This is a genomic window from Arthrobacter sp. NtRootA1 (assembly GCF_019976975.1).
Lineage (GTDB): Bacteria > Actinomycetota > Actinomycetes > Actinomycetales > Micrococcaceae > Arthrobacter > Arthrobacter aromaticivorans.
In genome coordinates, this window is record NZ_AP024630.1 from 449,089 (window position 1) to 462,249 (window position 13,161).

At 62.4% G+C, this 13,161-nt stretch carries 15 protein-coding genes; 9 read left to right on the top strand and 6 right to left on the bottom strand.

Annotated elements, in window-relative coordinates; genetic code table 11:
• Window positions 1-65: 65 nt before the first annotated feature.
• The 3 genes from LDN90_RS02210 to LDN90_RS02220 form a co-directional block, all read right to left on the bottom strand.
• Window positions 66-1,646: a Na+/H+ antiporter gene (locus LDN90_RS02210; protein ID WP_223947744.1), complete on the bottom strand. Its 1,581-nt coding sequence runs from the start codon at window positions 1,644-1,646 to the stop codon at window positions 66-68.
• A 61-nt stretch (window positions 1,647-1,707) separates the two neighbouring features.
• Window positions 1,708-2,070: a nuclear transport factor 2 family protein gene (locus tag LDN90_RS02215; protein ID WP_223947745.1), complete on the bottom strand. Its 363-nt coding sequence runs from the start codon at window positions 2,068-2,070 to the stop codon at window positions 1,708-1,710.
• A 177-nt stretch (window positions 2,071-2,247) separates the two neighbouring features.
• A complete protein-coding gene (locus LDN90_RS02220) occupies window positions 2,248-3,699 on the bottom strand; it encodes an MFS transporter (RefSeq protein ID WP_223947746.1) in 1,452 nt (483 codons plus the stop codon).
• A gap of 178 nt (window positions 3,700-3,877) precedes the next feature.
• On the opposite strand from LDN90_RS02220, the gene LDN90_RS02225 reads away from it, so the two are divergent.
• From LDN90_RS02225 to LDN90_RS02260, 9 genes are all read left to right on the top strand, one after another.
• Window positions 3,878-4,666, top strand: a complete 789-nt coding sequence (locus tag LDN90_RS02225; protein ID WP_223947747.1) for an SDR family oxidoreductase — start codon at window positions 3,878-3,880, stop codon at window positions 4,664-4,666.
• Between the two features lie 184 nt (window positions 4,667-4,850).
• A complete protein-coding gene (locus LDN90_RS02230) occupies window positions 4,851-6,350 on the top strand; it encodes a CoA-acylating methylmalonate-semialdehyde dehydrogenase (RefSeq protein ID WP_223947748.1) in 1,500 nt (499 codons plus the stop codon).
• Window positions 6,350-7,420, top strand: coding sequence for an enoyl-CoA hydratase/isomerase family protein (locus LDN90_RS02235; RefSeq protein ID WP_223947749.1), 1,071 nt, complete (start codon window positions 6,350-6,352; stop codon window positions 7,418-7,420). The genes LDN90_RS02230 and LDN90_RS02235 overlap by 1 nt, the downstream gene beginning before the upstream one ends.
• Window positions 7,421-7,466: 46 nt before the next feature.
• Window positions 7,467-8,390 carry a 3-hydroxyisobutyrate dehydrogenase gene (mmsB, locus tag LDN90_RS02240; RefSeq protein ID WP_223947750.1) on the top strand — a complete coding sequence of 308 codons (924 nt, stop codon included), beginning with the start codon at window positions 7,467-7,469 and terminating at the stop codon, window positions 8,388-8,390.
• A 36-nt stretch (window positions 8,391-8,426) separates the two neighbouring features.
• A complete protein-coding gene (locus LDN90_RS02245; protein WP_216922200.1) occupies window positions 8,427-9,206 on the top strand; it encodes an enoyl-CoA hydratase in 780 nt (259 codons plus the stop codon).
• Window positions 9,207-9,332: 126 nt separating this feature from the next.
• Entirely contained in the window at window positions 9,333-9,626 is a 294-nt protein-coding gene (locus LDN90_RS02250) for a DUF4190 domain-containing protein (protein ID WP_216922199.1), read from the top strand.
• A 90-nt stretch (window positions 9,627-9,716) separates the two neighbouring features.
• A complete protein-coding gene (locus LDN90_RS24175; RefSeq protein WP_256449674.1) occupies window positions 9,717-9,848 on the top strand; it encodes a hypothetical protein in 132 nt (43 codons plus the stop codon).
• 76 nt (window positions 9,849-9,924) lie between these two features.
• A complete protein-coding gene (locus LDN90_RS02255; RefSeq protein WP_223947751.1) occupies window positions 9,925-10,713 on the top strand; it encodes an ABC transporter ATP-binding protein in 789 nt (262 codons plus the stop codon).
• Entirely contained in the window at window positions 10,706-11,479 is a 774-nt protein-coding gene (locus tag LDN90_RS02260) for an ABC transporter permease (protein WP_223947752.1), read from the top strand. The genes LDN90_RS02255 and LDN90_RS02260 overlap by 8 nt, the downstream gene beginning before the upstream one ends.
• Before the next feature lie 63 nt (window positions 11,480-11,542).
• Here LDN90_RS02260 and LDN90_RS02265 read toward each other — a convergent pair whose 3' ends face one another.
• The 3 genes from LDN90_RS02265 to LDN90_RS02270 all read right to left on the bottom strand — a co-directional run bounded on the left by LDN90_RS02265 (window position 11,543) and on the right by LDN90_RS02270 (window position 13,149).
• Window positions 11,543-11,944, bottom strand: a complete 402-nt coding sequence (locus LDN90_RS02265) for an SUMF1/EgtB/PvdO family nonheme iron enzyme (protein WP_346346998.1) — start codon at window positions 11,942-11,944, stop codon at window positions 11,543-11,545.
• Window positions 11,916-12,089 (bottom strand): hypothetical protein, encoded by a 174-nt coding sequence (locus tag LDN90_RS24275; RefSeq protein ID WP_346346999.1) that lies wholly within the window; start codon window positions 12,087-12,089, stop codon window positions 11,916-11,918. Before LDN90_RS24275 ends, LDN90_RS02265 begins: the two co-directional genes overlap by 29 nt.
• Window positions 12,090-12,483: 394 nt before the next feature.
• On the bottom strand, window positions 12,484-13,149 hold the full coding sequence (locus LDN90_RS02270) for a TenA family protein (protein WP_223947753.1): 666 nt from the start codon (window positions 13,147-13,149) through the stop codon (window positions 12,484-12,486).
• Between the last annotated feature and the right edge of the window lie 12 nt (window positions 13,150-13,161).

Genomic DNA, 13,161 nt, shown 5'->3' on the forward strand with positions numbered 1-13,161 from the left:
CTGGTGGGCAAAAAGGGCCTGGACCCTGGCGCGTCCCGTTGTTGAGCGTTTGTGGCTCCGTTGTGTTAATCGTAGGTTTCGACGCCAGTGAGACGTTGTTCTTCGATGTCGAGCCTGGTTTGGATTCGGCGTGCAACGGTGTCATCGACGGTGCCGGCGAGGCGAAGGGCCAGGAGGACTTCACGCTTGGTTTCGAGCAGGGCCTGGCGGAGTTTCTTCTCCTCCTCCCGCGACTGTGTGGTGTTGTCCATCTCAGAGCCACCGTGCAGAGCTTGTGCCGCATCCAGGTGGCTCTGGTACTCGTCCGCCACCCGGCCCCGGACCTCGGGTGTGATTCCGAGATGCTCCGCGAGATCGTCAACGGCTTTGACCGCTGCTGAGGAGATCGCAACTTCTGCGAGACGATGCTCCTCCTCTTCGGGCTCATCGGGCAGCCGGGCCCAGCGGACCACCGCGGGCAGCAGCGGCCCTTGGACCAGCATGGTCAGTACGATCACCCCTGCGCTGATGAAAATGATGTCCTCGCGTCCGGGCAGCGGGGTTCCGTTGCTCAGCAGCGATGGCACGGATAAGGCGATAGCCAAGGACACCGCCCCCCGGAAGCCTGCGATGGAGCTGACCACACGGGCGCGATATGACATTCGGCGTTTGCGTTGGGAAGGGCGTCGGTCCAAAAGCCGGATGAGCGCAATACTCACTGTCTGGAACACGAATCGGATCACGATCAGTGTGGCCCATACGGCGACAGTTGACACTAGGAGCCGGCCAACGTCCCGTGGTTCAATCCCGTGGACGGCAGCTTGGACCTGAATGCCGATGAGAATGAACAAGGATCCGTTGAGCAGGTAGGACCCCAGCGGCCACGCGGATTCAGTCTGGCGGCGGGATGCTGCCGTGCTGATCCGCCCGGATGTGAAGGAGACGATTAACCCCGCCATAACGACGGCCAGCACTCCGGAGGCCCCGACGGCTTCAGCCAGCAGAAAGGCAGCGAACGGGGTTATCAACAGGGCAATGTTGATGATGAGGGGGTCGCTGATCCGTTTCAGAAGCTGATAAGCTGCTCCGGCGACGAGCACCCCTGCCACTGCTCCTCCCAGATACGAGAGCGCGAACAAGCCGGCAATATCGATCGGTACATAGTTGCCGCCCATTGCCAGGCCCACGGCGATGGCGTACAGGACCAGGGCGGTGCCGTCATTAGTCAGGCTCTCTGCCTTGAGCAGCATGAAGTTACGGCGCGGAAGCATCCGACCCAGAGCTGCCACTGCCGTGGCATCCGGCGGAGCGAGGGCTGCTCCGAGAATCAGAGCGGCACTCCAAGGCAGACCCAGAACGTGTGCCACACCCGCTGCGGCGAGGGCAGAAGCGACCACCAGCAGGGTGCTCATGATGACGATGCCACGCAGGTCCCGGCGTATGGAACGGAGCGAGGTCGTGAGGCTTTCCCAGAACAGCATGACGGGCAGGAAGATCAACAGCACAGTTTCCGGTGGCAGCTCGATGTGGCGCAACTGCGGTACAAAGCCAAGCAGAAGGCCGAAAACGAGCAACAGCAAAGGAGCGGCGATGCGCAGCCGCGGAGCCAAAATGGCCCCCGCGAGCACACTGACGCCCAGAAGCACAACGGTCTCCAAACCCTCCATCAAGTCCTCCTCATTCCTTCTGGGATCCTGTGGAGCCTGCCGCCACCATGGTCAGGCCTGGCTACCAGGTCGACGCGACAGTTCGTGCGACCAACCATTCCTCTCCCCGCGGCTCGAACCAGGAACGAAGCGTCAATCGCCATGTGGCCCTTGATCCCCAGATCGTTGCGTCCGTGAGCGTCCGGGCGATCAGCCCGGGTGCAGTCCCCACCGGGCTGGAAGTTGCCTCGACTGTCTCCATCCGGTGGTACTGCATCTCGCCTGATGCGATGGCCTCCAGCCATTCAGCCTTGGACTGCACGTACCCGGTCATGTGGGTCAGTGTAAATTCCTCAGCGAGAAGGCCATCCAGTTCCTCGATGTCACCGGCCACCATCGCCTCGCACATAGTCTCAAAGAGTGAACCGATTGATGTATTGCTCACGATGGGTTCCCTCGCCGCGTTTGGGCAGTAGGTTCGTTTGCTCCTCCGGAGTCGGATACCAGTGTGGTGCGCATGTGGGGTCTCCTTACCTTGTTCATCGCGGTTTTCACTCCCTACCGGTCAGGGACCGGTAGGGAGTGCATGTCACTAACCCTATGGACCTGTAGGCGTTCCGGTTCAGCTGGCGTTTGCGCCCTCCAATACGCGCACTGGTACCGGAGTTTTGGGGGGTCGGCGGGAGGCGAGGTCGGCGGGCAGGATCAGTGCCGCGGTGACGGCCAGGGACAGGAACAGCAGGATGCTGCCGGTAGTTAGGGCTGCACTGACCTGCGCGGCCAGATGTGGTGCGGCAGGGCCCCCAGCGGGAACGGTAGCTGCGGCCGCGACCGCGATGCCCAAGCCCAGGCACGTGCCCACCTGGTGGAAGGTGTTCAGCAAGCCGGAGGCCGCACCAGCGTCGGAGGCGGGGGCACCCACGATCCCGAACGATGTTAAAGGGGCGAAGGTAAAGCCCTGGCCAGCACCGATGAGAACCATCGGCAGGGCAACCCCGGTCCAATAGCTGGAGCCGGGTCCGGCAAGGCTGAGCCAGAACATGCCGACGAGGGTAATCAGGATGCCGGCCAGCAGGGCCACCGAGCCTGGCATCCGCCGCACTAGTGGCGGGATGCACATGGCGACGGCGAAGTTCACGGCCGTCATGGGCAGGAATCCGAGACCCGCCTGCAGCGGGTTGAAGCCGAGGACTTCCTGCATGAATTGGGTGGTGAAGAAGAAGAACCCGATCATGGCACCCAGGTAAAGGAAACGTGCGACGTAGGCGCCGGTGCGGCGACGGCTCGCGAAGAGGTTGAGCGGCATGATGGGCTGGGTTGCCCTACGCTCGATCAGCACGAAAACGACCAGAAGAAGGAGCCCGACGGTCACAGCCGTGGTAGTGATTGGGCTGGTCCAGCCCGCTTCGGCGGTATGAATGATGCCGAACACCAGCGCACCAACGCCCAAGGTGGCGCTGAGCGCGCCGAACACATCGAATTGACCACTGGCACGACCGGTTTCGGGGAGGAGCCGGGGAGCAAGGGCGATCATCAATGCTCCGATCGGGACGTTGACGAAGAACCCGGCCCGCCACGAAATCCAGTGCGCCAGTGCACCGCCGAGTACCAATCCGAGGCTGGCGCCGATCCCCGCGGTAGCCCCGTAGAGGGATACGGCCCGGGTGCGCTCACGCCCTTCAGGAAAGCTCGCCGTCAGCAGGGACAGCGACGCGGGCGCCACGATCGCTGCCCCTATTCCCTGGACCGCCCGGCCGGCGATTGCCCACCATCCGGCCGGGGCGAGCCCGATCAGCAGCGACGCGAGTGAAAAGACCACCAGCCCGAACACGAACACGCGGCGTCGGCCTAATAAGTCCCCGGCCCGGGCGCCGAGGAGCAGCAGGCCGCCGAAGACCAGTGTGTATGCATCCTGCACCCAGGTCAGCTCGCCCGTGGTCAGCTGCAGCTCGGCTTGGAGGCTGGGCAGGGCGGTGAAGATCACCGAATTGTCCAGCAGGATCATGAAGTAGCTAGCAAGAATGATCGCCAGGATCGCTGCGGGGTGCGGGGGAGCGGTGGGTGCAGGTTTCATGCATCCATGCAACCGCCATTCCACAAGGGGCGGGAGTCTCTGACGTACAGGGTAATGCCAGTGCCTCCCCGGCCCCGAAGTCCCGGCGTAGCGTGGACGCCACGATACACAACGACGACGTGCGGAAGTTCCTCATCGTCGCAGTCCTCAGGGCCACGGCCGAGGCAAAGGAGAACACATGAACAACCGCCCGTCCACGGTGCTGATCGCCGGCGCCACTGGAAGCATCGGACGCCACGCCGTCACCGAGGCACTGCGCCAGGGCTACACGGTTCGCGCCCTTGTTCGCGATCAGGCCCGCGCCGCCCGCATCCTTCCTGACGGCGTCGAGCTCGTCGTCGGCGACCTGACCCGCCCGGAAACCCTCGGCCCTGCGGTTGAAGACGTGGATTCAATCGTCCTCACCCACGGATCCACCACCAGTGAACGGGACGTGCGGGATAACGACTACACAGGCGTCGCCAACATCCTCCGCGCGCTCAACGGACGACGTGTTCGGATCGCCCTGATGACAGCCGTCGGCACCACCCGGCCCGGGGTCGCCTACGCCATCTGGAAGCTGCGCGGCGAGCGGCTCGTCAGGGCCAGCGGCAACCCTTATACCATCGTCCGGCCAGGCTGGTTCGACTACAACCAACCTGACCAGCGCACCATTGTCATGCTCCAGGGCGACAAACGGCAGGCCGGGTCACCGGCTGACGGGGTCATCGCCCGCGACCAGATCGCTCGCGTCCTCATCGATAGCCTCCGCATCGAAGCTGCCAACCACAAGACGCTGGAGCTCGTCGCCGACCAAGGCCGCGAACAAGAAGACCTCACCCCAGTCTTCGACGCTTTGACTGCTGACCGGGACGGGTCCTTGGATGGGGTCCAGGACACCGTCAACCTCCCGGTGGCTAACGAACCGGAAAGATTCCGCGAAGATTTCGACGCTGTTTCCGCAAGCAGGAGCCGAAGCGGGGCCTAGTCTCTGCCCCGGGACCGAAAGGGTTTGGGTTATTCCGCGGCCGGAAAACCTCCTCTGGAAATTAGTAGGAAGTCCGAGTATATTCGGTTCAGAGATGACCTGGCTCACAGTCGCTGAGGCGTTCCTGCCGATTACTGGAACCAGCTGCACGTAAGTCATTCACGATGCAAAGGAGCATTCCACCATGGTGCGCGAGCTTTCACACTACGTAGACGGCCAGAGGATCGACGGCACGTCCGGTCGGTTCAGCGACGTCTACGATCCCTGCACGGGCGAAGTGCAGGCGCGGCTTCCGCTGGCAAGCGCAGACGAGGTCCGCAACGCGATCGCAAATGCCGAGAAGGGCCAGGTCGAATGGGCGGCCATGAACCCGCAACGCCGGGGACGCATCCTGCTGAAGTTTGTGGACTTGGTAAACGAGAATATGGACGAACTCGCCCAGCTTCTCTCCTCCGAACACGGCAAAACGTTGGCCGACGCCAAGGGAGACATCCAGCGCGGGATCGAGGTAGTCGAATTCTCCGCAGGGGCGCCGCACCTGCTCAAGGGCGAGTTCTCGGACAACGCAGGGCAGGGCATTGATGTCCACTCGCTGCGCCAACCACTAGGCGTGGTTGCCGGTATTACGCCGTTCAACTTCCCCGCCATGATCCCCCTTTGGAAGTCGGGCCCAGCGCTCGCAGCCGGCAACGCTTTTATCCTTAAGCCCTCCGAACGGGATCCTTCCGTTCCGCTGCGGCTCGCCGAGCTGTACAGCGAGGCCGGTGTCCCGAACGGCGTCTTCAACGTGATCAACGGCGACAAAGAAGCCGTTGACGCCCTGCTTGAGGATCCGCGGGTCAAGGCCATTGGCTTCGTTGGATCCACACCGATCGCCCAGTACATCTATGCCACGGCGGCGGCGCACGGCAAGCGCGCCCAATGCTTCGGCGGGGCGAAGAACCACATGGTGATTATGCCCGACGCCGATCTGGACATGGCTGCCGACGCCCTGATTGGCGCTGGCTACGGCTCCGCTGGCGAACGGTGCATGGCGATCTCGGTTGCCGTGCCTGTTGGCCAGGAAACCGCGGACGCGTTGGTGGCCAAGCTGACCGAGCGTGTGAAGGACCTCAAGGTGGGCCACAGCATGGCGAAAGATTCGGACTTCGGTCCGGTGGTTGCTGCCTCCGCGAAGGAAAGAATCGAAGGCTACATCCAGTCCGGCGTCGACGAAGGCGCCACCTTGGTCACCGACGGCCGGGGGCTCACTGTGGAAGGTTACGACGGCGGCTTCTGGGTTGGTCCCACGCTCTTCGACAACGTCACCAAGGACATGAAGATCTACAAGGAAGAGATCTTCGGCCCGGTGCTCAGTGTGCTGCGCGCGGCTGACTATGACGAAGCGCTCAGGCTTTGCAGCGAGCACGAGTTTGGCAACGGCGTCGCAATTTTCACCCGCGACGGCGATTCCGCCCGTGACTTCGCCAGCCGCGTCGAAGTAGGCATGGTGGGCATCAACGTCCCCATTCCCGTGCCGATCGCGTACTACACCTTCGGCGGCTGGAAGGCCTCTGGCTTCGGCGACCTCAACCAGCACGGCGCTGACGCCTTCCGCTTCTACACCAAGACCAAGACCGTGACGTCGCGGTGGCCCTCCGGCATTCGTCAGGGCGCCAGCTTCATCATGCCGGCAGGCAGCTGATGGGGGCTTTGGACTCAGAAGAAGTTCTTTTTGAGCGCCGCGGCCACCTTGGCATCGTGACGCTCAACCGGCCCCAGGCAGTCAACGCCCTCAGCGCGGGAATGGTGAAAGCCATGCTCCAGCAGTTGGCTGCTTGGGCTGACGACGACGCCGTAGCAACCGTCCTGGTGCGCGGAGCTGGCGACCGCGGGCTGTGCGCCGGCGGAGACATTGTGGCCATCTATAAGGACATGTTGCAGGGCGGAACGGAAACGGCGGAGTTCTGGGCCGACGAGTACCGGCTGAACTCGCTCATTGCCCGTTACCCCAAGCCCTATGTCGCGTTCATGGACGGGTTGGTGCTTGGCGGCGGCGTGGGGGTTTCGGCGCACGGCTCGGTGCGCATTGTTACTGAGCGGACGCGCACAGGCATGCCTGAGACCACCATTGGGTTCGTGCCCGACGTCGGCGGCACCCTTTTGCTGTCACGTTCCCCGGGGGAGGCGGGAACCCATGCGGCCCTGACCGGCGCCCACCTCACTGGGGCGGACGCCTTGTTCCTCGGCCTCGCGGATCACTTTGTACCGTCCGAAAGCCTGCCCGCACTGGCGGAAGCGCTGGAAAGCTCGACGGCGGAGGCCGCCGTCGGGCGCTTTATCCAAGCAGCACCGGACTCACCTCTGGCCGCGCAGGAGGAGTGGATCAACGCCGCCTACGCGCAGGACGACGCGGAGGAGATCGTACGGAGTTTGCGTTCCCTGGGGGAAACTTCGCCGGAGGCAGCTACCGCGGCCGACATCATTGAGGCGAAGTCGCCCACATCTGTGAAGGTCACGTTGGCATCCTTGCGGCGCGTGAGGGGGATGTCGCTGGAGGAAGCGCTCGATCAGGAGTACCGGGTGGGACTTCGCTGCCTGGCCGGGCCCGATTTTCGGGAAGGGATCCGCGCGCAGGTAGTGGACAAGGACCGGAACCCGCAGTGGAAGCCTCCCACATTGGCGGAAGTGCGCGAGTCCGACGTCGAGGGCTACTTTGCGCCGCTCGGGGAGCGGGAGTTGGGGCTCGCCGCCTTGGGTGTTGACGCCACATGACCACCCGCGTGTTCAGCCAGTTTGTTAGCCAGTTGAAGGAGACGACATGACAGAGAACGCAGCATCGGCAACGGGACTCATCGCTTTCCTCGGACTCGGCCATATGGGCGGGCCCATGGCAGCCAACCTGATCAAGGCAGGGCATGAGGTGATCGGTTATGACCCCGTGCCCGCGGCCGTCGAGGCAGCCAAGGCCCACGGAATTCCCATGGCATCCACGGCGCAGGAAGCCGTGGACGGCGCGGCCGTGGTGTTGACCATGTTGCCCAGCGGCAAGCACGTGCTGGATGCGTACCGTGGTGTTGACGGGCCGGGGCTGCTGTCCGTGGCCGCGCCGGATACCTTGTTCCTGGATTGTTCCACTATCAACGTCGACGAGGCCCGGCAGGCCGCCGTGATTGCTCTGGAGGCGGGCCATCGCTCCGTGGATGCGCCGGTTTCCGGTGGCGTCGTGGGTGCTGAAGCCGGCACCCTGACTTTTATGGTCGGCGCTTTGCCGGAGGATTTTGAGACAGTCAAACCCATCCTGGAACTCATGGGCAAAAGGATCGTGCACTGCGGAGATCACGGTGCCGGACAAGCAGCCAAGGTTTGCAACAACATGATCCTGGGTGTGTCCATGATCGCTGTCGCGGAGGCCTTCGTGCTCGGCGAGAAACTTGGACTCACGCATCAGGCACTGTTCGACGTCGCTTCCAACGCTTCCGGACAGTGCTGGGCCCTGACCACCAACTGTCCTGTTCCCGGTCCCGTCCCCACCAGCCCGGCCAACCGCGACTATCAGCCCGGATTTGCCGGGGCACTGATGGCCAAGGATCTTCGGCTGGCCGTAAATGCGTTGGAAAGCACTGGAGTTGCAGCGGAAATGGGACCGTTGGCATCCCGGATCTACGATGCCTTTGCCGCGGGCGAGGGTGCCGGACGTGACTTCTCCGGCATCATCACGGACATACGCGACAAGTCTGTGTGAGGGTTTCTGTACATGATGTTGGGTGAGAGGGAAAGAATGACGGAGCAGTACGGGAACATCCTGGTGGAACGCCGGGGCCGCGTTGGTTTGGTGACCTTGAACCGACCGCAGGCGTTGAATGCGCTGAACACAGCACTCATGAACGAACTTGTGGACGCAGTCACCGCAATGGACACCGATCCTGACATCGGCGCCGTGGTCATCACCGGATCCGCCAAGGCATTCGCGGCAGGCGCCGACATCAAGGAGATGTCCTCCAAGAGCTATATGGAGATGTATGCGGCCGATTGGTTCCGCCGCTGGGAGGACCTCACGCGACTCCGCATCCCCGTCATTGCAGCGGTCTCCGGCTTTGCGCTGGGCGGGGGCTGCGAATTAGCCATGATGGCGGACTTCATCATTGCCGGGGACAACGCAAAATTTGGCCAGCCGGAAATCAACCTGGGCGTTATCCCCGGAATGGGCGGCTCCCAGCGGCTAACGCGGGCCGTTGGCAAGGCCAAGGCGATGGACATGGTCCTCACCGGCCGGTTCATGGACGCTGAGGAAGCTGAACGCTCAGGACTTGTTTCCCGGATTGTCCCCGCAGCTGAAGTCATTGACGAGGCCGTGAAAGCCGCCGAGGTCATTGCTTCCAAGTCCAAGCCCACAGCCATGGTGGCCAAGGAAGCCGTCAATGCTGCGTTTGAAATGGGTCTGGCACAGGGAGTGCTCTTCGAACGGCGGGTGTTCCACTCACTGTTCGCCACCGAGGACCAGAAGGAAGGCATGGCTGCATTCAGCGAGAAGCGGCAGCCCGAGTTCAAGCACCGGTAGTTGATTGTTGTTGTGAGGCCTGCTTTGCGCCCTTGACGCGACTCGTAGCGCGCAAAGCAGGCCCCGCAACGTAGTTTTGGCATGCACGAGGATAGACTCGTTGGCACCGACAAATGGGGAGAGAACATGTCAACGGAGATCGTTCAAACCGGCCAAACGGAAGCATCCGCCCAACCGATCAACCGCCAGGCCATCGTGGCAGCAGCGATGGCAGTGCTGGCCCTCGTGGGGCTGTTCTTCGCGGGGATGGCCGTCATCGCAGTTTTCGTTGTGGGTGCAGGTCACGTCGCCCTCAACCAGATCCAGCAGCGTGGAGAACGCGGACGGGCTCTTGCAGTTGGTGCCTTGGTTGTCGGTTACGGTATCGCCGCACTGGCGCTCGTATCGGCTCTTATCTTTTCGTTTTCGGTGGCCCGCTAGTAGGACGAAGGTCACGATACTTTCCTCGTCACGATTCCGCCCGGGGGCCGTCCTAAATAAGGACAAACAGGGCGACGACTGAGGAACGAAATGACGTGGCAATTCTGCGATAACCACCACTGCCCGGACAGCTGGCACTGGACCGAACTGGGCGATGTCCCGGTGGCATGCCCATACGCGGGCGATCAGATTGAGTTCGCGCGAAGCCTCGCTGACACCTAGCTCGGCTCTCAGCTGGTTGCCCTATGCTTGTGCCACGGCGCCCGCCGGACAGTCCGTCTTGAGGGAATGCGTTCCGATGCGTGAAATGAATGAGTCGGTAGAGCCACCAGTGCTGGAGATAAGTGACTTGCGGGTCGCCTATGGCAGCCGGACGGTGGTCGATGGGCTGGCTTTTCGTGTTGACCGCGGAGAGATCTTCGGTTTGCTGGGCCCGAATGGGGCAGGAAAGACCACCACGCTCAGCGCGCTGGAGGGTCTGGTGAAACCGCTGTCCGGCCGTGTGGTCGTGAACGGCGTCGAGGTCCAACGATACCCGATCGAGGCGAAGGCTCTACTCGGCGTGCAACTGCAGTCCTCCAGTTTTCAGGCCGAGTTGAGCATTGAGCAGATCGTGAAGCTGTACGCGGGCCTTTATGGGGTAAGACTCTCACGCGCCCAGATCCGCGAGAGCATCCGTACTCTCGGACTCGGCGAGGAACTGGGCAAGCGCTTTAAGCATCTTTCCGGCGGTCAGCAGCAACGACTGGCATTGTTCATTGCGACCATCCACAACCCGCTGCTGCTGTTGTTGGACGAGCCGACGGCAGGGTTGGACCCGCAGTCTCGGCGCACTCTGTGGAAGAGGATTGAGAAACTGCGTGGCGACGGCAGCAGCATAGTTCTGACTACGCATTCCATGGAGGAAGCGCAAGCGGTCTGCGATCGGGTGGCGATTATCGATCACGGCAAACTCCTCACCCTCGGGACTCCCGCTGAACTGATCAACAAACACAAGGACGATCCTGAGGTGCTGGCCGTCGCACACGGCGCCGTTACATTGGAAGACGTCTTCATCGGACTGACAGGGGATGAGATCCGTGATTGACGATCGCAACTCTGCTGCAAGGCCCTCGCTGGCACTGGCCATGAGATCGCTGCTTCTCGCGGATTCGATCGTGCTTCTACGCAGCCGGGTATCGGTCGTTTTGAGCATCCTGCTGCCGATCGTGGTCCTGGTGGTCACCACCTTCGGCAAGGCCCAATCACGCCTTGGCGGCTCGGACCTCGTCATCGGCCTGGCCCTAATCCTTGGGCTGCTCACCTCCTGCCTGCTGGGTTACAGCCTTACGCTGGCCCATGACCGGGAGATGGGCGTGCTGCAAAGGCTCCGAGTCACCCCAGCACCAACCTGGATGATCATGACCAGCAGGCTCGTGGTCCAGGTGGCAACCAATCTGATCGCGTCCGCAATCGTAATGATCGTCGGTACCATCCTCCACGGCCTCTCGCTCAACGCGGGCCAGTACGCCCTCATCCTGGCCATTGCCGTCCTCGGTGCCGCGATGTTCCTGGCCATCGGGCAGGCATTGGTTGGAGTGGTGAAATCGTCCACCGCCATCAATGCGATCGGCCGGGTCCTTTTCGTGATTCTGCTGCTCCTCGGGCTTCTGGGTGGGTCCGGGATCCTGGGTGACACTATGAAGACCATCGGCGACTGGTCACCAGTCGGCGCCCTCATGGCTTTCTTCTCCAGCGTGCTGAGCCAAGCCACATGGAGCGCCCAAGACGGTTACTCACTGCTGGCCTGCCTGGGATACATCGTCGTGTTCTCTTTCATCGGAATCCGCTGGTTCCGATGGGACGCCCAGTAGAGGACGGCTAGCTGTACTGTCCCCGCAGTTTGATGACACGGGGTTTGCGTACGCTGAACAAGGCTAGGACTGCCGCCGGGGAGTCCACCCTGAAGGCAACGCTCCGCTTATTCTTCCGCGCTCGATGTCCGACTTTGCTGACCACCCTTGCGCTGCCTGCCCTGTGCTGAACGAACCTTTCGCTAATCGCAGGCCGACGTCAGGGTGACTCATTCCAGGTGCGCCTCCCCGCCGAGTCGACGCGCGCACACTCCAAGGCTTGTCCGCGAACCCTCCTCCACGGAAGACGCGATAGTCCCCATAACGAGCCGGATCAAGAAAATCCCAGCACCACTCCCACACATTTCCGAGGGTGTCGTGCAATCCAAAAGCATTGGCACACTTCGATCCCACTATCTGAGGGTCTTCTACATCGTCCTCGGACGTCCACGCGATGTCATTGAGCAACCGGGCCGTCAACATCATCCAAGACCTTCGCCCACTGTGCCTTGGTCACAGGAACTGCTCCGATATCAAAAGCCTCGAGCTGCACGGACCATCGGCGTTGGCGGCGCGCGTCGTGTAACTCCACGTGCCCGGCGGGCAGCGTGCGAAGATCGAAAATAGCCATCCCCAATGCTCTCACTGTGCTCACGAGGTGTACGTCGAGCTTCGGGGCATACAGGCCCGACGCCGTTGAACTCCGTCCGTAGCCAAGTTTCCTTCCCTATTCGCTGACTCTTTCTCCGTCACACCCCCGTAGTTGCCGCCTCTTAAATAGGGACAGCTTGGCGACGATGTGGGGGCACAATGACGGCTGGGTTCTGCGATAACGATGACTGCCTGGAAGGCTGGCACTGGACACAGCTCGGGGAGTTTCCGGAGCCGTGTCCCGAGCAGGTTGTGGAGGAACCGCCGGGGGCGGACGGTCCGTCGATGCCGCGGCCGCGCGTCGAGAAGCAGGACTAGGCAAGCAGCGCAGAATGAGTCCGGAACGCGTGGAGGCCGGGGTGGCGGACCTTGCTCTACGCCGGGACGCCCGACGGGACCAGGGCGGCGTCAAAGAACGCAAGCTCCAGGCGCACAGCCTCGCGGAACGTCTCCGTGACGCGGGCGCGAACTTCCGGGTTTACAGGCTCGACGGCGTCGAACTCCTCCCGTAGCCACGTCACCCAGGCGTTGTACTCGGGATTGTTGTGGAGGCGGATCCACTCCGAGTGCTTTGGCGCGGCCGGCCACATTTCAGGATCCCCGGCCCGCGCAGCCCAATCCCCGTAAAGCCACTCGGCAACGAGGAGGACAGCCAGGACGTCCGGGTAGGAGCGGGTAGTCAGGGCGGTACGCATGAGGGCATCGAAGTCGCGGGTGACTTTTCCCAGTGCGGGCCCGGTCCGGTCAGCCTCCGCAACGTTTAGTTCATTGAAGCAGTCTTGGAAGTACGTGTTCTCGTCCGATGCGAATGCGCCCAGGACCCGCGCGAACACCAACCGTGAGGATAACGACGGCGCGGAGGCAACTGCTTGCCCCAGGAGCGCCGTGAAGGCGTCGCAGAACTGGTAATCCTGCACAAGGTAACGCCGAAGGTTATCGTCGGAAAGATTCCCGCCGAGCAACTGATCCACAAAGGGATGGTTGATCGCGGCGTCCCAATTGTTGATGCACTCCTGCTTGAGTTCTTCGGCAAAGCCCACGTGTTTCCTCCT